Genomic DNA, 22,083 nt, shown 5'->3' on the forward strand with positions numbered 1-22,083 from the left:
CGGTGTTCAGCGCTGAATGTGACTCTGCCACCCAGACGCTCATATCTTTTGCGTATAGATCACCGCAAGCGAGTAAAGAAGCCGTAGAGCTGCGTTGAGCCCGGCAGTTGATCACTTATTCTCCCGGCTTACCCTTCGCCCCGAGATCAACATGCACAATTCAGAGTTGGGAATCATGATCATTTCATTGATCGGGTTGTTCGGCTTTGCCTCGTTTGCCTTTGAGTACTTGAGTGCCCGGCGCTCAAAAAAGAACAAGCCACAGTGATTTTTCCAAGCGGTAAAAAAAGGACAGTTGACGCTCATCAACTGTCCCTTTTTCGCGTCAGCGGGTCGCGACGATAAACAGTCGCGGAAACGGCAGCAGCACCGAGCCATCGGCCAATGCCGGGTAGGCCCTCTCGATAGCCGCTTGATATTGCTTCAGATACTGCGCCCGCTCCGCCTCATCCAGCGGATCGAGAAACGGCCGCAAGCCACTGCCCTTGAACCACTCCACCACGCCAGACGCGCCACCCGCCAGCGGATGGTGGTAAGTGGTGCGCCACACATCGACGCGGGTACAACAGGCTTTGAGTATCGAGTAATAACCGCTGGCATCGGCCATCTCGGTCCGTAGCCCAGCGACACCTGCCAGTTTGCTGACCCATGGGCCATCAGCGGCGACTTCACGCATCAAACGGTGCGAGTGTTCATTCAGGTTGTCAGGCATCTGGACGGCCAGGCTGCCACCCGGCGCCAGTTTGCTCACCAGCGACGGTAGCAACGTGGCGTGATCGGGCAGCCACTGCAACACCGCGTTGGCGAAAATCACATCGAACGGGCCACTGTCATTCCAGGTGTCGATGTCGGCAACATCGAACTGCACCTGCGGCAAGCGCTTGCGAGCGGCTTCGATCATGTCGCTGGAACTGTCCAGCCCACGCACCGTGGCATTGGCAAAACGCTCCACCAGCAGCTCGGTCGAGTTACCGGGACCGCAACCGATATCGATGGCCGAACGCGCGTCCCCGGCGGGGATGGCCGCCAGCAGGTCACGGGCGGGACGGGTGCGTTCATCTTCAAAAGCGACGTATTGTTTGGCGGACCAACTCATTGCGTTCTCCTGTCGGTGTGTTGTTCTCGGGCCGCTACGATACCGCGGCGAGCACCGCTAAATGTTTCAGAGAATCACCTTTTCGGTCACGTCGAATTTTCATTCACAACCCCAAGCCACATCTGGATCAGTGCGGAAAAGAAAAACGGCGCGTGAGTGAAGTCCCGCGCCGTTTGTGTTCAAACCTTCAGGTCAACGACTGGCCTGCAACGCCTTGGCCATTTGCAGATGATTTTGCAATTTGGGCAGGGTTTCTTCGGCGAACACCTTGATTTCCGGCACGTCAGTGGTCCGCGCCTCCTGCTGCAACTGATCGATGGCTTCCTGGGTGGTCTTCACCTGACTGGCGGCATAGGCCTCATCGAAAGTCGCCCCATCCATGACTTGTGGCATCAGGGCTTTGGCCTTTTCGACAATTTCTTCGCGCGGGGCGACCGGTAAATCCAGTTTCCTGGCGATTTTCGCCAGGTGCTGGTTCGCAGTGGTGCGGTCATTGATAACAATAATGGTGTAGTCCTTGACCTCTTTGGACTCAGCTTTCTGGTGCGCCAGGCGACTCGCTTCGATATCGGCGATCCCTTTTGCCGAGGCCTCGTCGATGAATTCGGCGGGCGACTGGGCAAAGGTGCTGCTGGCAAACAGGCCCAGTAACGTGGCAAAACTGGCATTGCATAATCGGGTGGCCATCCGGTTCATGGTCGCGCCCTCCTTGAAAAGTTCAAACGGGAGCTTTCGCCCCCGCCTCTCAATCAAAACCACCTGCATCCTTTAGCGGGATTTCTGACCGCCCTTGCGACCCATGTCGGGTTTCGTCGGGTCTTTATCGACGGTCGTGGTGGTGGTTTTCCCACCCTTGCGACCTGCTTCAGAGGCCTTCGTTCGATCGTTGGTGAAGTTCCCCGAGTTCGAGTTTCTTGAATTAGGCATGATTCTCTTCCTCTTGGTGGTAGTCGCGGCGAGCTGTAGCCCGCATAGAATCTGAATTTGCGCGTCCCAAAAGGTTTAGAAAATTACCTGGATACCACGACGAACGGTGCCCGGGTTTTCAGACCAGTCGCAGGTGATGCTCGCGTTTGGCGCAGTACATTGCCTCGTCGGCATGCCGGAACAATTGCTTCTCTTCGGTGCCGTGATCGGGGTATCGGGCGACGCCGATACTTGGCTGGATGTTCACGCTGTGCCCGTCCAGGCGCAGGGGCTGGACCAGGACCTGACGGATTTTCTCGACCACGATGTCGGTATCGCCCGCAGCGCGAATGCTGTGCAGCAACACCACGAACTCATCGCCGCCGATGCGTGCCACGGTGTCGGTTTCCCGCACACAGCCCTTGAGGCGGTTGGCCACCGCTTGCAGCAGCATGTCGCCGACCGCGTGGCCATGGGTGTCATTGACGTGCTTGAAGCGGTCGAGGTCGACGTACAACAGCGCCATGCGCCCGCGGTTCTCCCGGGCCACTTGCAGTGATGCCTTGAGCCGGTCGCGCAGCAGTTCACGGTTGGGTAACTGGGTCAGTTGGTCGTACTGGGCCATGTATTGCAGGCGGGCATGCAGTTGCTTGCGCTCGATGGCGGTCGCGACCTGGGCGCAGACGTATTGCAGCAGTTCCATGTCTTGCTCGGTGTAGTGCTCGCCGCCCGGAATGCTTTTGACGATCAACGCGCCGATGGTGCCGTTTTGCGAGTTCAGCGGCACACCCAGCCAACACGGAGCGTTCTGCTCGGTCAACAGCACTTCGAAGCCGGCAGGAGGTGTGCACTGGTCCGGGGTCAACAGGATCGGCTGTCCCGTGCGGATCACCTCGGTGCACAAGCGCCCGGTCATGGTTCCGGGCTGTTCGGGCCGTGGCTCGTGGTCATCGACGTGATAAGGGAAATTCAGCTGCGCGCAGTGCTCGTCGTACAGCGCCACGGAAAAATTCAGTGCTGGCAGCCATTCGCCAATGATCATGTGGATGCGTTTGAACAACGCCAGCAGATCCTCTGCCGCATGGGCCGCCTCGGAAATCGCATACAACGCTGCCTGCCGGGATTCGGCCTGCTTGCGTTCGGTGATGTCGCGGGCGACCGCGATGCGCAACTGATCGTCCTCGGACCAACGCGCCGACCAGAGGATGTGCACCACGCGGCCATCCTTGCGCAGGTAGCGGTTTTCGAAGTTGAGTTTGGGTTCGCCGCCCATGATTTCCCGGGCGGCGTCGAGGGTGCGCTGGCGATCGCCCGGGTGCACCATGTCGATCATCGGCTGGCCGATCATCTCATCGGCGCTGTAGCCGAAAATGCGCTCGCACGCCGCACTGACAAAGACGAAGCGGCCCTGTTTATCCACCGCACAGACGGCGTCCAGCAACAGATCGATATAGCTCGCCAGCGGCGCGGAGTTTCGGTTTTCCATGGTTCAGCGTGGGTGTCCTGATAATGCAGCGCTTATCAATCATCCCTGCCCTGTCGGCCTTGCATCCTTGTGATCCTATTCAAGCCTTGTTCGGCATCAGCCCCGGCAACGCATGGACCAGCGCGTTGATGGCGAAACCGATGAACATCACCCCGCACAACCGGGTGATTGCCAGTTCATGACGCTGGTACAAGCTGCGCACTCGCCGCGCACCGACAACGCCAATGAGAATAGCGTAGGCGAGCAACCCGCCGACGAAACTCAGGGCGATCAGCGTCGGCAGCATTGACCAGTTGAGCAGTTCCGCGCGGCTCGACAACAGCGCCGTGAACGTCGCCACCGCCACCGGATAGGCCTTCGGATTGGTCAAACCGAACAGAATGCCGTGCCAGAACGGTTGCCGCGCCGGCCCCTGTGGCGCATCAGCGCTGCTGCGCCGGGCGCGCACCGCACGCCAGCCGAGCCAGAACAGGTACAGGCCGCTGAGCACGCCGAGCACGTCGAACGCGGTACTGCCGATCTCCCGCGCACCGACAATCGCGATCAGCGCCGTGCTGCACCACACCACATCGCCGAGCAAATGCCCGCACAGAAACCCCGCCCCGGCCCGTCGCCCATGGGCCGCGCCAATGCCGAACACCGCCAGCACACCCGGCCCCGGGGTGATGCCGTAGATAAAACCCGAGGCAAGCACGGCCATTAGCAACGATGGGGTCATTGGGAGTCCTTTTGAACTGCTTGGTGAATGGTCGCCAGTCTATATCAGGTCATTGCCTATCGACTGAAACATCTCGACAGACGAACGGGCTGGCCCCGCCTCACTGATGACGGTGTATTATGTTGTATTACAAACCACTACATCGAGACCGCCATGTCAGTTATGTCCCTGCGCGTACCAGACGAAATCGCCGATACCCTCGCGAGTCTTTCCAAAGCAACGGGCCGCAGCAAATCATTTCTGGCCGTGGATGCGCTGCGTGAATACCTGGCCCGTGAAGCGTGGCAAATCGAGGAAATTCAGAAAGCCTTGAAAGAAGCCGATGAAGGTGACTTCGCGACACAAGAAGAAGTGAACGCAATGGCTGACAAGTGGACGGCGAATGCGCGTTGAGTGGTTGCGTACGGCGTTAAAGAATCTGGATGACGAAGCCGCCTACATCGCCATCGAGAATCCAGAAGCTGCAGCAGATTTTGTCCAGGCGATTCTCGCCAGTGTCGATCACCTTGCCCGATTTCCAGCGACGGGTCGTGAAGGACGCTTACCCGGTACCCGGGAATGGGTCATGCCTGATCGACCCTATTTGATTCCCTACCGGGTTCGCCAAGGTCGGCTTCAGGTACTACGAATTTTTCATACGCGTCGCCTGCCACCTTCCAATTGGTAAAGACCATTTTAGAAAAGCTTCTAGCGTTCGATCCCCTCCCCAATCCTGCGATTCAACCAGTTCAACGCCTGATCCCCACCCCGCCGTTTATGCCACGCCAACACAAAAGTGAACGATGGAATGTGAAACGGCGGTGGCACGACAACCAATGAGGACTCATCGATATCGCGCAATCCGCGCGAGGCGACGGTGAGGATCAGGTCGGTTCCGCTGATGAGCTGCGGGGCGACGCTCCAGTGCGGCAGGCTGATGGCGACACGCCGGCGTTCGCGCAAGGCAGTCAGCGCGCGCTCGATCTCCGGGGTGCCGCTGCCGCGCATTTCCAGCAGGACGTGGGGGCGTGCCAGATAAGTGGCCAGGTCGAGAACACCCTCTGCGGGCAGGCTGTTGCGGTCCACAAGGCAGGCGTAGTGCTCATCGAACAGCGCTGTGCTGCGCAATTCGTTGGGCATTTCCGGGAATACACCGGCGGCGACATCAATGTCACCGTTGAGCACCCCTTCGAGCATGCTTTCACGGCTGCCATGGCTGATTTGCAGGTCAATGCCCGGCGCTTCGCGGCGCAACGTCCGGATCAGTCCCGGCAAGACAATGGCGGCGCCGTAGTCGGACATCGCCAGGCGGAAGGTGCGCTGTGTGGTCGCGGGATCGAAGGCATTGGGCGCCAGCAGCGCTTGCACCTGGGCCAGGGCTTGGGCCAGCGGTGCCACCAGTTCCAGTGCTCGCGGAGTCGGTACAAGGCCGGCACCGGCGCGCACCAGCAGGGGATCGCCGAGCAGGTCACGCAATCGCGCCAGCGCATGGCTGACCGCTGGCTGGCTCAAGTGCAGACGCTCGGCCGCCCGGGTCACGTGTTGCTCGCTGAGCAAGGCGTCGAGGATCACCAGCAAGTTGAGGTCGATACGTCGAAGATCATTCATTGGCTGCATGTTCTGAATAACAAAACGGAATTTAAATCTGCGCGACGAATACCCTAGAGTCCAGCAAAACCTGTTGGAGATCGATCATGAGTACGTTGCATTGGGCCGGTCTGATGGGGCTGGCGATGATCGCCGGGGCGGTGGTGCCGTTTCAGAGTGCGATCAACGTCAACCTCGGGCGTGGGTTGGGCCATCCGTTGTGGGCGACGCTCGCCTCGTTGCTGGTGAGCGTTATCGTGCTGTTGCCGATCATCGTTGCGATGCATTTGCCGTTGCCGTCACTGGCATTCATCAGCAAGGCGCCGCTTTGGATGTGGGCCGGTGGCGCTTTTGGGGTGATCTTTATTTCCCTGGCATTGGTACTGCTGCCCAAACTCGGTGCCGCGGGGTTCATGGCATTGGCGCTGGCGGGGCAAGTGGTGGCGTCGTTGTTGCTGGATCATTTCGGCTGGTTTGGGTTGATGGAACGGCAGCTCACCTTGCCGAAGGTGTTTGGGGTGGCGCTGTTGATGGCCGGGGTGGTGTTGATTCAATTTTTTGATGCACCGGCCAAGGGTTTGGCGACGGCGGGTTGAGGGGAAAACCGAAAGTACTATGGTGTTTTTCAGTCAGTCTTCGCGGGCAAGCCCGCTCCCACAGGGAGTATACGGTCCCTGTGGGAGCGGGCTTGCTCGCGAAAGCGATTTATCTGACACCGCAGCAATCAAGCCTTGTCCAAAGTCCGCAACTTCTGCGGCAACCCCCACAGCAACAGCGCCACCGCAATCAGCGCACAAACACCAATGACATACAGCGCCGGTGTGGTGCTGCCGGTCAGGTCCTTGATCCGGCCGACCATCACCGGGCTGACGATGCCGCCGAACTGGCCCAGGGTGTTGATCACCGCAATCCCGCCGGCAGCGCCCGCGCCGGCACCAGCCAGCAGTTTCGGCGGCAAGGTCCAGAAGCTCGGGATGGAGGCGATGATCCCGGCACCGAGCAGGCCCAACGCGACAATCAGGAAGGTCGTGTGGTTGGCGAAGATCCCCGCGCAGAAGAACCCGACCGCACCGACCGCCACCAGACCGGCGACAAACTTGCGTCGCTCGCCAGAAGCATCGGACAGGCGTCCGATCACCACCATGCTGATGGCACCGCAGATGTAAGGGATGGCCGTCAGCAAGCCGATCATCACCGGACTTTCAGTACCAGCGCTGCGGATCAGTTGTGGCGCCCAGAAATTCAAACCGTAGGACGCTACCTGAATCAGGAAATAGATCAGGCCCAAGGTCAGGAAACCCGGAATCCGCAGCGCGGCGAGCAGCGAACCGCCACTCTTGTGCGGCTCATGCTGAGCGATGCGGCTGGCCAGCAAGGTCTTCTCCGAAGGCGTCAGCCAATGGGCATCTTCGATGCGATCCTTGAGCAGGGTCAGCACCAGCAAACCGAGGCCGATACACGGCACGCCACCGAGCAGAAACAGCCAGTGCCAGCCACGCATTTGCAGCACGCCGTCGAGGTGTTGCAGCACCAGGCCCGAGAACGGTGCGCCCACCAGGCCGGCGAACGCCGACGACAGGAACAGCATCGAGGTGATGCGCCCGCGATAGTGCTGCGGGAACCAAAGGGTCAGGTAGTACAGCACGCCCGGGGCAAACCCCGCCTCCATCGCACCGATCACGAAGCGCAATACATAGAACTGCCATTCGCTGTTGACGAACACCATGGCCGCCGTGGCCAGGCCCCAGGACATCATGATCCGGGCGATCCAGCGCCGGGCGCCGACCTTGTACAGCATCATGTTGCTCGGCACTTCGAAAATCACATAACCGACCACGAACAACCCGGCACCGAGGCCGTACGCGGTGTCGCTCAAGCTCAGGTCGGCCTGCAGTTGAAACTTGGCGAAGCTGATGTTGATGCGGTCGAAGAAGGCGAACAGGTAGCAGACCATGATCAGCGGCATCAGGCGCCAGGCGACTTTGCTGACCAGGGCTTTTTCGGTGTCGTGGCTAATGGCCAGGCTCGCGCCGGCCTCCAGTGCATTAAGGCTCATTGCGGTTCTCCAGGCGGACTTCCCGTGGGTGTCCGATTGTTTTTGTTGTCTGGTTGAGGTGCTTTTTTACTGTGGGAGCGGGCTTGCTCGCGAAAGCGGTCTGACATTCAGCATTGATGTCGACTGACACTCCGTCTTCGCGAGCAAGCCCGCTCCCACAGGGTTTCGTGTTTGGTCAGGAGGGTGTCGGGTGCAGGTCACAATTGCGCCCGGCCTTGGCCAATTGCCCCGGCACTTCATGGCCAAGCAGCGCCGGCAGTCCTCGGGACAGTTTCAGCAGCAGCGGCAAATCGATGCCGGTATGAATGCCGACTTCATCGCACAGGTTCACCAGATCCTCGGTGCAGATGTTTCCCGACGCCCCCGGCGCAAACGGGCAGCCGCCGAGGCCACCGAGGGCCGCGTCGAAGCGGCGGGCACCGGCCTCGTAGGCGGCCAGAACGTTGCACAGGCCAAGGCCGCGGGTGTTGTGAAAATGCAGGGTCAGGTCCGCCGGGGACACCCGCTGCAGCACTCGGCGCACCAGCCGGTCGACCTGGCGCGGGTTGGCCATGCCGGTGGTGTCGGCCAGGGTGATGCCCTGGATGCCGAGCTCCTGATAGGCCTCGACGATTTGCACCACGCGGTCCTCATCGATCTTGCCCTCGAACGGGCAGCCGAAGGTGGTGGCGATGCTGGCGTTGAGTCGCACAGGACTGTCGCCAACGAACTGCACAATCTCGCCGAACGCAGTCAATGAATCTTCACAACCCATGCGCATGTTCGCCAGGTTGTGGGTCTGGCTGGCGGACATCACCAGGTTCAACTCATCGGCGCGACATGCCAGCGCCCGTTGCGCTCCCTTCAGGTTGGGGATCAACGCGACGTAGATCACCCCCGGTTGCCGGGCGATACCCTTGAACACCAGCTCGCCATCGCGCAGCGCCGGAATGGCCTTGGGCGACACGAACGAACCGGCTTCGATGCGGCTGAGTCCGGCCTGCGACAATTGATCGATCAGGGCAATCTTGTCGTGGGTTTCAACCCAGGTCGGCTCGATTTGCAAACCGTCGCGCGGGGACACTTCCTGCACGATCAGGCTGTCGGAATAATCAGTGATCATTGCACCACTCCTTCGACTTTCAGGCGTTCGATGTCCATCGCGGTCAGGCCCAATTGCGCGAGAATGCCGTCGGTATGCTGGCCCAGACCGGGGCCGGACCAGTTCACGCCGCCGGGCGTCTCGGAGAGTTTCGGCACGATGCCCGGCATCTTCACCGTGGCACCACCGGGCAGCTCGGCATTGAGCAGCATGTCCCGCGCCTGATAGTGCGGATCGGCGACGATGTCGGCCACCGAATAGATGCGCCCGGCCGGGACTTCGGCGGCCTCTAGCGCGGCCAGGACTTCGTCGATGGGCAGGCTGCTGGTCCAGTGGGTGATGGCGGCGTCGAGCAGATTGCTTTTGGCTGCACGCCCGTCGTTGTGGGCGAATTCCGGCGCCTCGGCCAGATCGGGGCGGCCGATGGTTTGCATCAAGCGCTTGTAGATCGGATCGCTGTTGCCGGCAATCACCACGTAGGCGCCATCGGCTGTCAGATAGGTGTTGGACGGCGCGATGCCCGGCAAGGCACCGCCGCTGCGTTCGCGCACATGGCCAAGCATGTCGTATTCCGGCACCAGGCTTTCCATGACGTTGAACACGCTTTCGGCCAGGGACACATCGACGATCTGCCCGCCGCCCTGCCCGGTCTTCACCCGCAACAATGACATCAGTGCGCCGATCACCGCGTGCAGCGAAGCCAGGGAATCGCCAAGGCTCACACCGACCCGCGCCGGTGGTGAACCGGGGGTGCCGGTGGTGTAGCGAATCCCGCCCATGGCCTCGCCGATGGCTCCGAAACCCGGACGATCGCGGTACGGGCCGGTCTGGCCGTAACCGGAGATCCGCACCAGCGTCAGGTTGGGATTGAGCGCGTGCAACACGTCCCAACCGAGGCCGAGTTTCTCCAGGGCGCCGGGGCGCAGGTTCTCGATCAGCACATCGGCGCTGGTCGCCAGTTGCTTGACCAGTTCGATGCCTTCGGGGGATTTGAGGTTCAGCGCCAGGGACTTCTTGTTGCGCGATTGCAGGTACCACCACAGCGAGGTGCCTTCGTGCAGCTTGCGCCATTTGCGCAGGGGATCGCCCTGGCCCATGGCTTCGATCTTGATCACCTCGGCGCCGAACTCGGCCAGCATGCGCGCCGCAAATGGCGCAGCGATCAGCGTACCAATCTCGATCACTTTGATCGCACTCAAGGGGGCAGTCATCGCGGGGTACCTCTTGTTCTTGGAATATGTGCCAAGGCTAGAGGACAGGGGGCTCGGGAATCCAACCTTCAGTTGGCAACGAGCGTTCGCGAAATGCGAACGCTCGGGGAGATTGTCGTGGCCTCAGGGCAGCCTTCGCGAGCAAGCCCGCTCCCACAGAGGAACGCATTCCAATGTGGGAGCGGGCTTGCTCGCGAAGAGGCCGGCCCAGTCAGCGAAGAACTTTCAGGCTGAACCCCGCAAATGCTCAAACAACATCCGGCTCACCGGCGACAGCAGCGCCTCATCACGCACCACCAGAATCAACGCCCGGTCCGACCACTCGTCCGTCAACGGCACCGCGTGCAAACCCAGCGCCCGGCCGAACAGTTCATAAGCCTTGTGCGGCAATATGCCGATACCCATGTTGGCCTGGACCATCCGGCACATCGCATCAAACCCCGGCACATGAATGCGCAAACGCAGCACCTTGCCAGTCTGGCGCGCCGCCGCGTGGGTACGCATGTTGATCGAACTGGCGGCGTGCAACCCAACGTAATCACTGTCCAGCGTATCGGCGAACGCCACGCTCGAGCGGCTCGCCAATGGATGGTGCGGCGGCATCAACACCACCAGCTTATCCTGGCGATACAGCACGCTGTGCAGGCCCTTGATGTCACTGTCGATGGAACAGATCCCGAGGTCGGCCACCCCGTCGAGCACGCCTTGAATCACCCCCGCGCTGGGACGTTCTTCAAGGTCAGTCTTGACCTGTGGGTGACGCTCGGAAAAATCCCGCAGGTCCTCGGGCAAAAACTGAATGATCGCCGACAGGTTGGCGAGCATCCGCACGTAGCCGCGCACACCGTGGCTGTGCTCGCCCAGTTCAAGCCCCATTTTCTCGACGTTGAACAACATCTGCCGGGCATGGTGCAGCAGGGTTTCACCGGCCGGCGTCAGGGACATGCCCTTGGCCTGGCGCACGAACAGGCTGATGCCCAGTGCCTCCTCCAGTTCCATCAAACGCTTGCTCGCCGCCGAGACGGCAATCGCTTCGCGCGAGGCGGCACGGGTCAGCGTGCCCTCCTCATGAACGGCGACGAACAGTTGCAGGGTGATCAGGTCGAGACGGCGGATCAGGCTTTTTTGCAGCATCGGGTACTCGGCGAAGTCGGCTCAGGCGAAGTCGCAGCATAGCGTTCTTCGCCCGCGTCGTGCCGTGGTCCGGGCACCGGTCGTGATAAAGTCGCCGCCCACAGACCTTTTGCCGTGAGACGAAGACCGCAATGACCGATTTCCAGGATGTCGATGCTCAACTTGAAGACTGGAACGCCTTGCGCAGCACCACTTCGTTCAGTGGATTGCTGGTGGGCAACGGTGCCAGTCGCGCGGTGTGGGACGATTTCGGCTACGAGTCGCTGTTCGAAAACGCCCGCACCGTTGAAGAAAAACCCCTGAGCCCGTCCGAGCTGAGCGTGTTCGATGCGATGCAGACCCGCAGTTTCGAGCTGGTACTGAGCGCCTTGAAAACCACCAGCCGGGTCAACAAGGCCCTGGCTGTCAGCTCCGCTGCCCCGCGCAATCGCTACTACGCGATCAAGGAAGCGCTGATCAACACCGTGCATGCGGTGCATATCCCATGGCGGCTGGTGGTGCCTTCGACGCTGGTTACCATCAATCAGGAACTGGCCAGTTACCGTACGGTGTTCACCACCAATTACGACTTGCTCAATTACTGGGCGGTGCAACACCAGCCAGAGGCGATCACCGATCTTTTCCAGGGCGCCGAACCCGGTTTCGACCTGAGCGACACGGCCACCGACAAAACCCGTTTGCTGTACCTGCACGGCGGTCTGCACCTGGTACGCAACCAGGACGGCACGGCGCGCAAGCTGATGTCGACCGAGGGCACCTTGCTGGGTAGTTTCGCCATCAACAACACGATCAAGACCCTCGACGACGTGCCGCTGTTCGTCAACGAAGGGCCGAGCGTGGACAAGCTCAAGACCATTCGCAGTTCGGACTACCTGTCGTTCTGCTACGAGCAATTGCTCGGTCACGGCCAGGCGCTGTGCATCTTCGGCCATGCGCTGGGGGAGCAGGACAGCCACATCATCCATGCCTTGCGCCTGGCGAAACCACAGGTGCTGGCGATCTCGATTTTCCCGCGCAGCAAGGCGTTCATCCAGCACCAGAAGCGGCATTACGCGAAGGTGTTTGAGGGGACGGGGGTTGAGTTTCGGTTTTTTGATTCGAAGAGCCATGCGTTGGGTGGCCCGAAACTTACAGTTCCAGTCGAAGTTTAGTACTGGCCGATCTGACGCTTTCGCGAGCAAGCCCGCTCCCACAGGTGACCGAATTCCTTCAGATAAAATGCGGTCGAATGTGGGAGCGGCGGTGCGACGATTCGACTTGCTCGCGAAGCTTTTTGTGACCTCCCCGCCTATTCTTCTGTGCTATGCACCACAACCAGCAACTGCGCCTGCACCTCACCCACCGAACGAATCCGGTGCGGCTTTTGTGCATTGAAGTGCAACGCATCGCCACGCTCGAGCAGCACGCGTTCGTTCATGAAGTCCACTTCCACCCGCCCTTCGTGGACGAACAGAAACTCCTCGCCCAAATGCTCCTTGAAGGTCTTGTCGGTGAATTCTGCCGGCGGGTAAATGATGAATGGCAGCAGGCTGCGTGAACTGACCTGATGGGCCAGCACCGCGTAACCCGAATTGTTGTCACTGGCACCCAAAGGTTGCCGCTCGTGGCTGCGCACCAGGCTGTAGCTGTCGAGGCTGACGTTGTCTTCAGAGAACAACTCTTCGACCTTCACATTCAGCGCCTTGGCCAGTTTCAACGCCGCCGCAATCGATGGCGCGTTCAATCCGCGTTCGACTTTCGACAGGTAACTCTTGGTCATGCCGGATTTTTCGGCCAGGGCTTCCAAGGTCACGCCAAGTTTTTTTCTTAGTAATTTCAAACGGATAGACATGTAGAGCGATTAATCCATCAAGGAGGCAACGATTTTTCCTTGCCAATGACACAAAGTGTCATATAGCCTCTTTAGTGTCATTTACGCTCACCGACGACTTTGCGAGGAACCGTTGAGCGGCAAACCCGACGTCCATTGAATCACCCAAAGGACACCGATATGGCCAAGACATTAGCACTGCCCAAAGAGCAACTGGTCAAGCACGCACTGAGCCAAATGCAAAATACTCTGGCGGATAATACGTGGACCGCCCGGCAAAAGCTGGCCCTGACCTGCCGCATCCTGTTCGAGCACGGTCACGATTCCGGCCTTGCCGGGCAAATCACCGCTCGTGGTCCGCAACCCGGCACTTACTACACTCAGCAACTGGGCCTGGGTTTCGACGAAATCACCGCAGGCAACCTACTGCTGGTCAACGAAGACCTGGAGGTGCTCGAAGGCCACGGCATGCCCAACCCGGCCAATCGTTTTCATAGTTGGGTGTACCGCGCCCGAGCGGATGTGAACTGCATCATTCATACCCATCCGACCCACGTAGCAGCCTTGTCGATGCTGGAGGTGCCGCTGCAGATCTCCCACATGGACCTCTGCCCGCTCTATGACGACTGTGCGTTTCTCGAAGGCTGGCCGGGCGTGCCGGTGGGTAACGAAGAAGGCGAGTTGATTGCCGGGGCATTGGGCGACAAACGGGCGATCCTGCTTTCGCACCATGGCCAATTGTCCACCGGCAGCAGCATCGAGGAAGCCTGTGTCATCGCGCAGCTGATTGAACGCGCCGCGAAGCTGCAACTGCTGGCGATGAGCGCCGGGACCATCAAGCCGATCATCCCTGAACTGGGTCGCGAAGCCCATGACTGGATTGCCCGGCCGAAACGCCACGCCGCCGCTTTCAACTACTACACCCGGCAGGTCCTGCGGCAACACGCCGATTGCCTGAATTGAACCCATTGATAGAACGGAGGGACACCATGTCCAGCGCAAACATTCACGGCATCATCGGCTACACCATCACGCCTTTTACCGCCAATGGCGAAGGTATCGACCTGGATGCCCTCGGGCGCTCCATCGACCGTCTGATCGAGGGCGGCGTGCACGCCATCGCACCGCTGGGCAGCACCGGTGAAGGTGCCTACCTGAGCGACGCGGAGTGGGATCAGGTCAGCGAATTCAGCATCAGGCACGTGGCCAAGCGCGTGCCGACCGTCGTCAGCGTGTCCGACCTGACCACCGCTAAAGCGGTGCGTCGCGCACGTTTCGCCGAAGCCCATGGCGCCGATGTGGTGATGGTACTGCCCGCGTCCTACTGGAAACTCAGCGAAGCGGAAATCCTTGCCCACTACCGCGCCATCGGCGACAGCATCGGCGTGCCGATCATGCTCTACAACAACCCGGCCACCAGTGGCACCGATATGTCGGTGGACCTGATCCTGCGCATCGTCAAGGCCGTGGAAAACGTGACCATGGTCAAGGAGAGCACCGGCGACATCCAGCGCATGCACCAACTGCAACGTATCGGCGAAGGCCAGGTGCCGTTCTACAACGGCTGCAACCCGTTGGCCCTGGAAGCCTTTGCCGCTGGCGCAAAAGGCTGGTGCACCGCTGCGCCGAACCTGATCCCGCAGCTCAACCTGGATTTGTACGAAGCGGTGCTGGCCAACGATTTGCGCAAGGCTCGCGAGCTGTTCTATCGGCAGTTGCCGCTGCTGGATTTCATCCTCAAGGGTGGCCTGCCGGCGACGATCAAGGCGGGCTTGCGGGCGACGGGGCTGGAGGCGGGGGATCCGCGGCTGCCGGTGTTTGCGTTGAGCGAGGCCGGTTCTGCTCAGTTGCAAGATCTGTTGAAGGCCCTGCGCTGATCCCCAGCCGTACATAAAACCACTGTGGGAGCGAGCTTGCTCGCGATAGCAATTTCACATTCAACAGAGATGTGCCTGACCCACCGCTATCGCGAGCAAGCTCGCTCCCACAGGGATTTGTACTGGATTTGAAGATATCGATCAAAGCACCGGCAGCGTCTTGTCCTTGACCACCGTGGACGAGCCGTTGGCCTTCACGCTGGCAATGCCTTTTTCCATGGCCGCCGGCGAGGAATAGACCTCGCTGCTGCCAATGACCTCGTGGTTGCCTGCCTTGAGGTTGAAATACGGGTGGCCATCCTTGGTGGTTTTCTTCTCGTAACGCTCATCCAGCGGGCTGTTGGCCTGAACCGAGGCGATGCCTTTGTCGGCGGCGGCGTGGGTGGTGTACAGCTCGCTGGTCAGAATGGTCTCGGCGTTGGCCGCCTTGAGGACAAACCTGAACTGGCCATTGCTGCTTTTGCTCACTTCATACCATCCGGACATGCTCTTTCTCCTTGGCGATTGAAAGGTTGTGCGCTTCACAGTAAAGACCAAGCCGGGATTTCTGTCGCCTGCACCATCGCCATCGCGAGCAAGCTCGCTCCCACAGTAGATTTGTGTGCACCAAACCATTGTGGGAGCGAGCTTGCTCGCGATGGCGTCGACACGACCTTCCTTACTTCGCTGCAGCCCGCACCACCGACAACTCCGGCGCTGACGTGCGCCGCTGGCTCAGATACCGTGTACAACTCACCCGCAGAAACGACGCGAAATTGACCACCTCGCCGCGATAGTCCATCACCTCTTCATACAGCTTGGCGATCAACTGATTGGTGGTCATGCCATCGACCTCGGCGATTTCGCTGAGGATGTCCCAGAACTGATTCTCCAGGCGCAGGGTGGTGACCACCCCGCAGATGCGCAGCGAGCGGGAGCGCGATTCGTAGAGTATCGGGTCGGCTTTGACGTACAGCTCGCACATGGACCTATCCCTCGTTACAGCGTGATTTTGGTACCCAGCAACCCCAGGAAACCGGCCAGCCAGTTCGGGTGCGCAGGCCAGGCCGGCGCCGTGGCCAGATTGCCCTGAACATGGCCGTCCGTCACCGCAATATCGATATACGTACCGCCCGCCAGTCGCACTTCCGGAGCGCAGGCCGGATAAGCACTGCATTCGCGACCTTCGAGAACACCCGCGGCCGCCAGCAACTGCGCGCCATGGCACACGGCAGCGATTGGCTTGCCGGCCTTGTCGAATGCGCGCACCAGCTCCAGGACTTTTTCGTTCAGGCGCAGGTACTCCGGCGCACGGCCGCCCGGAATCAGCACCGCGTCATAATCGGCGGCGTTGACCTTGGCGAAATCGAAGTTCAGAGCAAACAGGTGGCCGGGTTTTTCGCTGTAGGTCTGGTCGCCTTCGAAGTCATGGATCGCCGTGCGCACGGTCTGGCCGGCGGCTTTGTCCGGGCAAACGGCGTGTACCGTGTGGCCGACCATCAGCAACGCCTGGAACGGCACCATCACTTCATAGTCTTCGACGTAATCACCAACCAGCATCAGAATTTTTTTCGCAGCCATGGGGAGGACTCCTCTGGAAGTGGGCGTGCAGGAGTATTCAAGGTAGTCCTTATCCGGTGGGATGGGTAACAACCGGCTACTACTTGATGGACCGCGTTATCGTTCTTCGCGAGCAAGCCCGCTCCCACAGGGGAATGCATTCCAATGTGGGAGCGGCGGTGCGACGATTCGACTTGCTCGCGAAGAGGTCCGCAAACTGTACGGATAACTCTGCGCCTAGCTGTAACAGCGGGAAACCCACGGTTTATGGCTATATGAAGCCCTACCCCATTTTCCAATATTCTGGTTGCCATCATGTCTTCGCGCGAAAACACCGGCATGGCCCTGGGCCTGCTCGGCGTTGTGATCTTCAGCCTCACCCTGCCCTTCACGCGGATCGTCGTGCAGGAACTGCACCCTCTGCTCAATGGCCTGGGCCGGGCACTGTTTGCAGCGGTTCCGGCGGCGTTGCTGTTGCTGTGGCACCGGGAAAAATGGCCGACCTGGAAACAGGTCAAAGGCCTGACGCTGGTGATGGCCGGGGTGATCCTCGGTTTCCCGGTATTGTCGGCCTGGGCCATGCAAACCTTGCCGGCGTCCCACGGGGCGCTGGTCAACGGTTTGCAGCCGCTGTGCGTGGCGCTGTACGCCGCGTGGTTGTCCCATGAGCGGCCGTCGAAAGCCTTTTGGGCCTGCGCCGCATTGGGCAGTGCGTTGGTGCTTGGTTATGCACTGATCAGCGGTGCCGGCAGTATCCAGGCCGGTGACTTGCTGATGCTTGGCGCCATTGCAGTGGGCGGATTGGGCTACGCCGAGGGAGGCCGGCTGGCCAGGGAGATGGGCGGCTGGCAGGTGATCTGCTGGGCGCTGGTGCTGTCGACGCCGCTGCTGATCGGCCCGGTGTTGTATCTGGCGCTGCAGCATCAGGGCGAAATTTCCGCCAAGACCTGGTGGGCCTTCGGTTATGTCTCGCTGTTTTCGCAGTTCATCGGCTTCTTCGCCTGGTACGCCGGGCTGGCCATGGGCGGCATTGCCCGGGTCAGTCAGATCCAGTTGCTGCAGATCTTTTTCACCATCGCCTTCTCGGCGCTGTTCTTCGGTGAACATGTGGAGCCGATTACCTGGCTGTTTGCTGGCGGGGTGATCGTGACGGTGATGCTGGGCCGCAAGACCGCAATCAGACCCCATGTGGGAGCGGCGGTGCGGCGATCCGACTTGCTCGCGAATGCGGCTCCACATTCAACACCAATATCGATTGACCCAACACCTTCGCGAGCAAGCCCGCTCCCACAGGATCAGAGGTAACCGTCAGCGCGCAGCAACGTTTCCAGACAGTGTTCGCTGATGTGATAGAAATCCTTCAGCTCCTGAATCTTCGCCAGCAACTGGGCCGGGGCCACCGGCTCGGCGCGTTTGACCGCCAGGATCATCTTGTTCTTGTTGGTGTGGTCCAGTGAGATGAACTCGAACACCTTGGTCTCGTAGCCGCAGGCCTCAAGGAACAACGCGCGCAAACTGTCGGTGACCATCTCCGCCTGCTGGCCCAGGTGCAAGCCGTATTGCAGCATCGGCTTGAGCAGCGCCGGGCTCTGGATTTGCAGGCGGATCTGTTTGTGGCAGCACGGCGAGCACATGATGATCGAGGCGCCGGAACGGATGCCGGTGTGGATCGCATAGTCAGTGGCGATATCGCACGCATGCAGGGCGATCATCACGTCCAGCTCGCTCGGCGCAACGCTGCGCACGTCACCGCACTTGAACACCAGGCCGGGGTGTTCAAGCTTGGCAGCCGCGGTGTTGCACAGGGTGACCATGTCTTCACGCAGTTCGACACCGGTCACTTCGCCTTCGGCCTTCAAGGTGTTGCGCAGGTAATCGTGGATGGCGAAGGTCAGGTAGCCCTTGCCCGAACCGAAGTCCGCCACCCGCACCGGTTTGTCCAGCGCCAGGGGTGACGACGTCAGCGCATGGCTGAACACTTCGATGAACTTGTTGATCTGCTTCCACTTGCGCGACATCGCCGGGATCAGCTCATGCTGCTTGTTGGTCACACCCAGGTCGGCGAGAAACGGCCGGCTCAGGTCAAGAAAACGGTTTTTCTCACGGTTGTGCTCGGCCGATGGCACTTCGCGCAATTGTTGAGGTTGGCTCTTGAACAGCGATGACTTGCCCTTTTTGCTGTATTCGAGCTGGGCTTCGTCGGTCAACGACAACAAATGCGCATTTTTGAACGACGCCGGCAGCAGTTCGGCAATGCTCGCCACGCCGTCGGCCAGCGGCAGGTTCTTGGTGATATCACGGGTCTTGTAGCGGTAGACAAAAGACAGACAAGGCTGCGCCTTGACCGTCACCGGCTTGATGATGATCCGCTGCAGGTCCGTTTCATCGCCCACATACTTGGCCAGCACCAGTTTGATGAACGCATTGTGCTCGAGGCTGGTTTGCAGCAGGTCGATGAACTGAGCGTGATGATCCGGCGCGAGGCTGGCGGGAGTGGCGGTGACGGACATGGAAAAACGGCCTCAGGCGATGCAAATCGGAGAATGCCGGTATTTTAAGGGGGACGAGGACTTTGGGCACGGGGTTATTTTGCGGCAGGTCCCAGTCATGCAGCCCAGGACCTCAATACAAGCGTTGAAACCTCAGGGTTCCACCAGGCGAAGCCTGCGGTTATTCGGTGAGTTAATGATGTGTTTGACGATCAGCCCCACTGGCACTGCCCAGGTCAGGCCATTGGCAGGATCAGTCACCACGGCGACCGTTTCGGAACTGGCATCGATGTCCAGGCGCCGCCGGTCGTTGCACGACTTGAGTACGCCATAGGCACGGCTGACCAGCCTTTCCGCCAGGTGCATCGGTACATCCATATTCTGCAGATGCTTCACCGCTCGACAAAACAGGACCTGATCATCGATCCCCCCTTCACTTTCATGACGCCCCAGAAACGCCTGGGCTATCGCCAATAGCTCCTCATTCAGACCTGTATTTTCATCGGTAATCTTCATGCTCACGTCTCCTGCGGCACTTCTGTCGTGGCAGGACTGACTGCAACGGGCCGGGCGGCACGGCGCAAATCGGGCCCGGCACAAGGCAGGCGTACGGCCGGATTGGGCATGCCACTGGGCGAAAGTTCATGGGTCATTTCAAATTCGGCACGAACGGACCAGCCGCAAGCTTCCGACGTGCATTGCAGATACGCCACCCGCAGGAAAATATGTCGGCCTTCGCTGGTGCGGATGCGCATCCTGCTCAAGCAGTGCGGGCACACCATTTTATAAGTACTCATGCTTGATTCCCGACGGTCATTGGGTGGCAATCAACCTGATCAAACGCAATACTGCTTGAGACGTTCATCGTGGCGCTCCGGACTTGCGAACAGTGTCTGCCAGACATAAGGAAGTGCATCGGGCAGATGCGTAATGGGTTCGAGCCATGCTCGTAGGAAATCACCCTGATACCATTAAGAAGTTTCGACATCGTATTCTTCTGACTCATCTTTGATGATTGATTACTTATTATGAAAAAAAGTACTCATTACGCATAAATTAGGCACTCAAAAAGCATATGTCAAAAGGAAGAGGCTCAAATTGCGTAGCAAAAAATCACAAGCTGTTTTGGCTCGACTAAAGCAGGTTACTGGCACAAAAACCGATGCTTCTTTATCTTCCGCGCTACAGATCAGCCCGCAGACACTTAGTAGCTGGAGAGGCCGCGATAGCACGCCATACTCATTATGCGTAGAAATCGCACAAACGCGGGGAATCTCCCTTGACTGGTTGCTGCTGGGTGAAGGGCCGATCCTGAGACAAACAGTTACTGTTTCTTCGGAGGCAGATCAGGCAAGCACAACACGGGAAGACACCATTCTCGCGCTCTGGCGGTTGCTCGACGAAGATGATCGCTGCGCCATACAAAACGCACTCGAGGAAAAGCAAAGACTGCGTGATATGGAACTCAGACTTTCCGAAATGGCCTCTATTCTTGCAACACTTAAAACCTCAACTGAAACTTGATGACATATGTCATCAGAAGTTTCATTGCCTCAAGAAGTGCCACGGGCAACAGGTATAACTGCGCTGATAACACGCCAGCCTGTACCCACACCAAGGCAAGCCTTTGACGAACCATCATTTCCGCCCTCTCAGGTGTCGAATGATTTCGCCGATACCGGCGCTATCGATCCATTGCATGAGCTTGATGCTGATAGGAATAACGACCAGTGCGCAAAGAAAGGCTGTCACGCCTCCTGTCAGAAAAGGCGCCAGCGGATGTGCGACAGGTGTAAAGAGGTAACCGACTCCTGCAGACAGCAACCAGGAACCAATGCGCTGCCAGGCCTTGAAGTCAGTGCGAGTGGTCGTGACCAGCCACGCTCCAAGCATTGCACCGAACAGTGCCTCGCCATCAACGACTGGCAGCGTTGCAATCCCCATTCCCAACATGAGCCCACTGATACCGTTGTAGGTCGAATCAGTCAGGCTCATGCGCACCTCGCGCAACGACCGAGTCCACGATGATCGCTCCCGACTCGATGGCCTTGAGCAAGGCGGAACTGCGCGAACTGACAGCGAACTTTCGGCGAATATTGGCAAAGTGAAAATTGACGGTAGATTCCGCGCAATTCTCGATCCTGGCGATTTCCCAGGAAGTCTTGCCCTTGAAACACCACATCAGGATTTGAGTTTCTTTCGCCGTCAGCTTCGCCGTTGGCGTACTTCCCTCTCTGTCAGGAACTACCCGTGCCAAAGAGTCATTCGATTGTTGGGTTGTCATAAGAATCCCTCTTCGCGGGAACACCCGTCGCTGGGCGTCCACTGTTAGGGAGAAATACTGATGGCAAGGTCGAACCCGGACAATTAACGGGAGTTGTAGCGACGGGCGCTACACAACGCCATAACAAGACTTAGCCGAGCACCACCAAGCGGTTCGGCAACTCATTGCGCACATGGGTTACCGGCACATGCACCTTGAGCAGCTCGCCACAGGCTTCGACGCAGCTGACAAACCCTTGCAGCGTCTGCCCCTGCTTCACCTGCTGGGTAAAAGTGGCGACGATCGCGTCCCAGTTCTTGTTGTCCAGGCGACTGGAAATCCCTTCATCCACCAGGATCTCCACATAACGCTCGGCTTCGGAAACGAAAATCAGCACGCCGGTGCTGCCCTCGGTGTGGTGCAGGTTCTGCTCCAGGAACTGCCGCCGCGCCAGGTTCGAGGCACGCCAGTGGCGCACCGAGCGCGGGATCAGATGGGTGGTGACTTTCGGCAGGCGGAACACCAGGCACAGCACGATGAAGATGGCCCATTGCACCAGCAGCAGGCTGTGCAGGGTCAGCCAACCGGTGAAATAATGCACGATGCCCGGTACCAGCAGCGCCAGCAGGCTGGCCCACAGCAGCGGGATGTACGCATAGTCGTCGGCGCGGGCCGCGAGTACGGTCACCAGTTCTGCGTCGGTATCGCGCTCGACCCGGGCAATGGCCTCGGCCACTTTGCGTTGTTCGTGTTCAGTCAGTAATGCCATGTCGTGAAGTGCCTGCTCGTTTTTATTATCACCAGCCGCCGGACGAACCGCCCCCGCCGAAACCTGTCTCTTATACCCATCT

The 22,083-nt window shown here is 59.5% G+C and carries 28 protein-coding genes; 8 read left to right on the forward strand and 20 right to left on the reverse strand.

Going from position 1 to position 22,083, the window contains the following annotated elements; genetic code table 11:
• Nucleotides 1-325 precede the first annotated feature (325 nt).
• The 5 genes from tam to KGB28_RS14510 form a co-directional block, all read right to left on the reverse strand.
• Nucleotides 326-1,096, reverse strand: a complete 771-nt coding sequence (gene tam, locus KGB28_RS14490; protein WP_223446045.1) for a trans-aconitate 2-methyltransferase — start codon at nt 1,094-1,096, stop codon at nt 326-328.
• Nucleotides 1,097-1,288: 192 nt separating this feature from the next.
• The gene (locus tag KGB28_RS14495; RefSeq protein WP_223446047.1) at nt 1,289-1,792 is read right to left on the reverse strand and encodes a DUF4142 domain-containing protein; all 504 of its coding nucleotides are present in this window, start codon (nt 1,790-1,792) and stop codon (nt 1,289-1,291) included.
• 72 nt (nt 1,793-1,864) lie between these two features.
• Nucleotides 1,865-2,023: a KGG domain-containing protein gene (locus KGB28_RS14500; RefSeq protein WP_223446049.1), complete on the reverse strand. Its 159-nt coding sequence runs from the start codon at nt 2,021-2,023 to the stop codon at nt 1,865-1,867.
• 118 nt (nt 2,024-2,141) lie between these two features.
• Nucleotides 2,142-3,488 carry a bifunctional diguanylate cyclase/phosphodiesterase gene (locus KGB28_RS14505; protein ID WP_150757365.1) on the reverse strand — a complete coding sequence of 449 codons (1,347 nt, stop codon included), beginning with the start codon at nt 3,486-3,488 and terminating at the stop codon, nt 2,142-2,144.
• A gap of 79 nt (nt 3,489-3,567) precedes the next feature.
• Nucleotides 3,568-4,206 carry a LysE family translocator gene (locus KGB28_RS14510; protein WP_223446051.1) on the reverse strand — a complete coding sequence of 213 codons (639 nt, stop codon included), beginning with the start codon at nt 4,204-4,206 and terminating at the stop codon, nt 3,568-3,570.
• 153 nt (nt 4,207-4,359) lie between these two features.
• Between KGB28_RS14510 and KGB28_RS14515 the strand changes: the two genes are divergently transcribed.
• Nucleotides 4,360-4,599, forward strand: a complete 240-nt coding sequence (locus tag KGB28_RS14515) for a CopG family ribbon-helix-helix protein (protein ID WP_223446053.1) — start codon at nt 4,360-4,362, stop codon at nt 4,597-4,599.
• Nucleotides 4,589-4,873, forward strand: a complete 285-nt coding sequence (locus tag KGB28_RS14520; RefSeq protein ID WP_116262211.1) for a type II toxin-antitoxin system RelE/ParE family toxin — start codon at nt 4,589-4,591, stop codon at nt 4,871-4,873. The genes KGB28_RS14515 and KGB28_RS14520 overlap by 11 nt, the downstream gene beginning before the upstream one ends.
• A gap of 20 nt (nt 4,874-4,893) precedes the next feature.
• On the opposite strand, the gene KGB28_RS14525 is transcribed toward KGB28_RS14520, so the two are convergent.
• Nucleotides 4,894-5,802 carry a LysR family transcriptional regulator gene (locus KGB28_RS14525; RefSeq protein WP_223446055.1) on the reverse strand — a complete coding sequence of 303 codons (909 nt, stop codon included), beginning with the start codon at nt 5,800-5,802 and terminating at the stop codon, nt 4,894-4,896.
• Nucleotides 5,803-5,879: 77 nt separating this feature from the next.
• Between KGB28_RS14525 and KGB28_RS14530 the strand changes: the two genes are divergently transcribed.
• Nucleotides 5,880-6,368: a DMT family transporter gene (locus KGB28_RS14530; protein WP_223446057.1), complete on the forward strand. Its 489-nt coding sequence runs from the start codon at nt 5,880-5,882 to the stop codon at nt 6,366-6,368.
• 128 nt (nt 6,369-6,496) lie between these two features.
• Here the strand turns inward: KGB28_RS14530 and KGB28_RS14535 are convergent, their stop codons facing one another.
• The 4 genes from KGB28_RS14535 to KGB28_RS14550 all read right to left on the reverse strand — a co-directional run bounded on the left by KGB28_RS14535 (nt 6,497) and on the right by KGB28_RS14550 (nt 11,254).
• Nucleotides 6,497-7,828, reverse strand: coding sequence for an MFS transporter (locus KGB28_RS14535; RefSeq protein WP_223446059.1), 1,332 nt, complete (start codon nt 7,826-7,828; stop codon nt 6,497-6,499).
• A 175-nt stretch (nt 7,829-8,003) separates the two neighbouring features.
• Nucleotides 8,004-8,930 (reverse strand): hydroxymethylglutaryl-CoA lyase, encoded by a 927-nt coding sequence (locus KGB28_RS14540; RefSeq protein ID WP_223446061.1) that lies wholly within the window; start codon nt 8,928-8,930, stop codon nt 8,004-8,006.
• A complete protein-coding gene (locus KGB28_RS14545) occupies nt 8,927-10,120 on the reverse strand; it encodes a CaiB/BaiF CoA transferase family protein (RefSeq protein WP_223446063.1) in 1,194 nt (397 codons plus the stop codon). The genes KGB28_RS14540 and KGB28_RS14545 overlap by 4 nt, the downstream gene beginning before the upstream one ends.
• A 225-nt stretch (nt 10,121-10,345) precedes the next feature.
• Nucleotides 10,346-11,254 (reverse strand): LysR family transcriptional regulator, encoded by a 909-nt coding sequence (locus KGB28_RS14550; RefSeq protein WP_223446065.1) that lies wholly within the window; start codon nt 11,252-11,254, stop codon nt 10,346-10,348.
• 131 nt (nt 11,255-11,385) lie between these two features.
• Between KGB28_RS14550 and KGB28_RS14555 the strand changes: the two genes are divergently transcribed.
• Nucleotides 11,386-12,405 carry a DUF4917 family protein gene (locus KGB28_RS14555; RefSeq protein ID WP_223446067.1) on the forward strand — a complete coding sequence of 340 codons (1,020 nt, stop codon included), beginning with the start codon at nt 11,386-11,388 and terminating at the stop codon, nt 12,403-12,405.
• 137 nt (nt 12,406-12,542) lie between these two features.
• Here the strand turns inward: KGB28_RS14555 and KGB28_RS14560 are convergent, their stop codons facing one another.
• Nucleotides 12,543-13,085: a helix-turn-helix domain-containing protein gene (locus tag KGB28_RS14560; protein WP_223446069.1), complete on the reverse strand. Its 543-nt coding sequence runs from the start codon at nt 13,083-13,085 to the stop codon at nt 12,543-12,545.
• A 159-nt stretch (nt 13,086-13,244) separates the two neighbouring features.
• Between KGB28_RS14560 and KGB28_RS14565 the strand changes: the two genes are divergently transcribed.
• Together KGB28_RS14565 and KGB28_RS14570 are read left to right on the forward strand one after the other, a co-directional pair.
• A complete protein-coding gene (locus KGB28_RS14565) occupies nt 13,245-14,027 on the forward strand; it encodes an aldolase (RefSeq protein WP_223446071.1) in 783 nt (260 codons plus the stop codon).
• A 26-nt stretch (nt 14,028-14,053) separates the two neighbouring features.
• The gene (locus tag KGB28_RS14570; RefSeq protein ID WP_223446074.1) at nt 14,054-14,941 is read left to right on the forward strand and encodes a dihydrodipicolinate synthase family protein; all 888 of its coding nucleotides are present in this window, start codon (nt 14,054-14,056) and stop codon (nt 14,939-14,941) included.
• A 141-nt stretch (nt 14,942-15,082) separates the two neighbouring features.
• Here the strand turns inward: KGB28_RS14570 and KGB28_RS14575 are convergent, their stop codons facing one another.
• From KGB28_RS14575 to KGB28_RS14585, 3 genes are all read right to left on the reverse strand, one after another.
• The gene (locus KGB28_RS14575; RefSeq protein ID WP_223446076.1) at nt 15,083-15,427 is read right to left on the reverse strand and encodes a YegP family protein; all 345 of its coding nucleotides are present in this window, start codon (nt 15,425-15,427) and stop codon (nt 15,083-15,085) included.
• A 172-nt stretch (nt 15,428-15,599) separates the two neighbouring features.
• Nucleotides 15,600-15,905, reverse strand: coding sequence for a ribbon-helix-helix domain-containing protein (locus tag KGB28_RS14580; protein ID WP_095945146.1), 306 nt, complete (start codon nt 15,903-15,905; stop codon nt 15,600-15,602).
• Nucleotides 15,906-15,919: 14 nt separating this feature from the next.
• Complete coding sequence (locus tag KGB28_RS14585; RefSeq protein WP_223446078.1) at nt 15,920-16,501, reverse strand: DJ-1/PfpI family protein; 582 nt, start codon at nt 16,499-16,501, stop codon at nt 15,920-15,922.
• A gap of 294 nt (nt 16,502-16,795) precedes the next feature.
• On the opposite strand from KGB28_RS14585, the gene KGB28_RS14590 reads away from it, so the two are divergent.
• Entirely contained in the window at nt 16,796-17,785 is a 990-nt protein-coding gene (locus KGB28_RS14590; protein ID WP_223446080.1) for a DMT family transporter, read from the forward strand.
• Here KGB28_RS14590 and KGB28_RS14595 read toward each other — a convergent pair.
• From KGB28_RS14595 to KGB28_RS14605, 3 genes are all read right to left on the reverse strand, one after another.
• Nucleotides 17,776-18,990, reverse strand: coding sequence for a class I SAM-dependent methyltransferase (locus KGB28_RS14595; RefSeq protein WP_223446082.1), 1,215 nt, complete (start codon nt 18,988-18,990; stop codon nt 17,776-17,778). The two genes, KGB28_RS14590 and KGB28_RS14595, sit on opposite strands and share 10 nt — an antisense overlap.
• A 132-nt stretch (nt 18,991-19,122) precedes the next feature.
• Nucleotides 19,123-19,485 (reverse strand): hypothetical protein, encoded by a 363-nt coding sequence (locus KGB28_RS14600; protein ID WP_223446083.1) that lies wholly within the window; start codon nt 19,483-19,485, stop codon nt 19,123-19,125.
• Nucleotides 19,486-19,487: 2 nt separating this feature from the next.
• On the reverse strand, nt 19,488-19,766 hold the full coding sequence (locus KGB28_RS14605; RefSeq protein WP_150727575.1) for an ogr/Delta-like zinc finger family protein: 279 nt from the start codon (nt 19,764-19,766) through the stop codon (nt 19,488-19,490).
• Nucleotides 19,767-20,067: 301 nt separating this feature from the next.
• Between KGB28_RS14605 and KGB28_RS14610 the strand changes: the two genes are divergently transcribed.
• Nucleotides 20,068-20,493: a helix-turn-helix domain-containing protein gene (locus KGB28_RS14610; RefSeq protein ID WP_223446085.1), complete on the forward strand. Its 426-nt coding sequence runs from the start codon at nt 20,068-20,070 to the stop codon at nt 20,491-20,493.
• A 114-nt stretch (nt 20,494-20,607) separates the two neighbouring features.
• Here KGB28_RS14610 and KGB28_RS14615 read toward each other — a convergent pair whose 3' ends face one another.
• The 3 genes from KGB28_RS14615 to KGB28_RS14625 all read right to left on the reverse strand — a co-directional run bounded on the left by KGB28_RS14615 (nt 20,608) and on the right by KGB28_RS14625 (nt 22,001).
• Entirely contained in the window at nt 20,608-20,964 is a 357-nt protein-coding gene (locus tag KGB28_RS14615; protein ID WP_150727576.1) for a putative holin, read from the reverse strand.
• Nucleotides 20,951-21,253 carry a helix-turn-helix transcriptional regulator gene (locus tag KGB28_RS14620; RefSeq protein ID WP_223446087.1) on the reverse strand — a complete coding sequence of 101 codons (303 nt, stop codon included), beginning with the start codon at nt 21,251-21,253 and terminating at the stop codon, nt 20,951-20,953. Before KGB28_RS14620 ends, KGB28_RS14615 begins: the two co-directional genes overlap by 14 nt.
• Before the next feature lie 130 nt (nt 21,254-21,383).
• Entirely contained in the window at nt 21,384-22,001 is a 618-nt protein-coding gene (locus KGB28_RS14625; protein ID WP_008051810.1) for a TPM domain-containing protein, read from the reverse strand.
• Nucleotides 22,002-22,083 lie beyond the last annotated feature (82 nt).

The organism is Pseudomonas sp. BF-R-19, from assembly GCF_019956445.1.
In the GTDB taxonomy this organism is placed as follows: Bacteria; Pseudomonadota; Gammaproteobacteria; order Pseudomonadales; family Pseudomonadaceae; genus Aquipseudomonas; species Aquipseudomonas fluorescens_BH.

What these genes read in the sequence shown, in the direction of transcription:
- tam (WP_223446045.1), bottom strand. Translation starts at nt 1,096, where the DNA reads ATGAGTTGGTCCGCCAAACAATACGTCGCTTTTGAAGATGAACGCACC.
- KGB28_RS14495 (WP_223446047.1), bottom strand. Translation starts at nt 1,792, where the DNA reads ATGAACCGGATGGCCACCCGATTATGCAATGCCAGTTTTGCCACGTTA.
- KGB28_RS14500 (WP_223446049.1), bottom strand. Translation starts at nt 2,023, where the DNA reads ATGCCTAATTCAAGAAACTCGAACTCGGGGAACTTCACCAACGATCGA.
- KGB28_RS14505 (WP_150757365.1), bottom strand. Translation starts at nt 3,488, where the DNA reads ATGGAAAACCGAAACTCCGCGCCGCTGGCGAGCTATATCGATCTGTTG.
- KGB28_RS14510 (WP_223446051.1), bottom strand. Translation starts at nt 4,206, where the DNA reads ATGACCCCATCGTTGCTAATGGCCGTGCTTGCCTCGGGTTTTATCTAC.
- KGB28_RS14515 (WP_223446053.1), top strand. Translation starts at nt 4,360, where the DNA reads ATGTCAGTTATGTCCCTGCGCGTACCAGACGAAATCGCCGATACCCTC.
- KGB28_RS14520 (WP_116262211.1), top strand. Translation starts at nt 4,589, where the DNA reads ATGCGCGTTGAGTGGTTGCGTACGGCGTTAAAGAATCTGGATGACGAA.
- KGB28_RS14525 (WP_223446055.1), bottom strand. Translation starts at nt 5,802, where the DNA reads ATGCAGCCAATGAATGATCTTCGACGTATCGACCTCAACTTGCTGGTG.
- KGB28_RS14530 (WP_223446057.1), top strand. Translation starts at nt 5,880, where the DNA reads ATGAGTACGTTGCATTGGGCCGGTCTGATGGGGCTGGCGATGATCGCC.
- KGB28_RS14535 (WP_223446059.1), bottom strand. Translation starts at nt 7,828, where the DNA reads ATGAGCCTTAATGCACTGGAGGCCGGCGCGAGCCTGGCCATTAGCCAC.
- KGB28_RS14540 (WP_223446061.1), bottom strand. Translation starts at nt 8,930, where the DNA reads ATGATCACTGATTATTCCGACAGCCTGATCGTGCAGGAAGTGTCCCCG.
- KGB28_RS14545 (WP_223446063.1), bottom strand. Translation starts at nt 10,120, where the DNA reads ATGACTGCCCCCTTGAGTGCGATCAAAGTGATCGAGATTGGTACGCTG.
- KGB28_RS14550 (WP_223446065.1), bottom strand. Translation starts at nt 11,254, where the DNA reads ATGCTGCAAAAAAGCCTGATCCGCCGTCTCGACCTGATCACCCTGCAA.
- KGB28_RS14555 (WP_223446067.1), top strand. Translation starts at nt 11,386, where the DNA reads ATGACCGATTTCCAGGATGTCGATGCTCAACTTGAAGACTGGAACGCC.
- KGB28_RS14560 (WP_223446069.1), bottom strand. Translation starts at nt 13,085, where the DNA reads ATGTCTATCCGTTTGAAATTACTAAGAAAAAAACTTGGCGTGACCTTG.
- KGB28_RS14565 (WP_223446071.1), top strand. Translation starts at nt 13,245, where the DNA reads ATGGCCAAGACATTAGCACTGCCCAAAGAGCAACTGGTCAAGCACGCA.
- KGB28_RS14570 (WP_223446074.1), top strand. Translation starts at nt 14,054, where the DNA reads ATGTCCAGCGCAAACATTCACGGCATCATCGGCTACACCATCACGCCT.
- KGB28_RS14575 (WP_223446076.1), bottom strand. Translation starts at nt 15,427, where the DNA reads ATGTCCGGATGGTATGAAGTGAGCAAAAGCAGCAATGGCCAGTTCAGG.
- KGB28_RS14580 (WP_095945146.1), bottom strand. Translation starts at nt 15,905, where the DNA reads ATGTGCGAGCTGTACGTCAAAGCCGACCCGATACTCTACGAATCGCGC.
- KGB28_RS14585 (WP_223446078.1), bottom strand. Translation starts at nt 16,501, where the DNA reads ATGGCTGCGAAAAAAATTCTGATGCTGGTTGGTGATTACGTCGAAGAC.
- KGB28_RS14590 (WP_223446080.1), top strand. Translation starts at nt 16,796, where the DNA reads ATGTCTTCGCGCGAAAACACCGGCATGGCCCTGGGCCTGCTCGGCGTT.
- KGB28_RS14595 (WP_223446082.1), bottom strand. Translation starts at nt 18,990, where the DNA reads ATGTCCGTCACCGCCACTCCCGCCAGCCTCGCGCCGGATCATCACGCT.
- KGB28_RS14600 (WP_223446083.1), bottom strand. Translation starts at nt 19,485, where the DNA reads ATGAAGATTACCGATGAAAATACAGGTCTGAATGAGGAGCTATTGGCG.
- KGB28_RS14605 (WP_150727575.1), bottom strand. Translation starts at nt 19,766, where the DNA reads ATGAGTACTTATAAAATGGTGTGCCCGCACTGCTTGAGCAGGATGCGC.
- KGB28_RS14615 (WP_150727576.1), bottom strand. Translation starts at nt 20,964, where the DNA reads ATGAGCCTGACTGATTCGACCTACAACGGTATCAGTGGGCTCATGTTG.
- KGB28_RS14620 (WP_223446087.1), bottom strand. Translation starts at nt 21,253, where the DNA reads ATGACAACCCAACAATCGAATGACTCTTTGGCACGGGTAGTTCCTGAC.
- KGB28_RS14625 (WP_008051810.1), bottom strand. Translation starts at nt 22,001, where the DNA reads ATGGCATTACTGACTGAACACGAACAACGCAAAGTGGCCGAGGCCATT.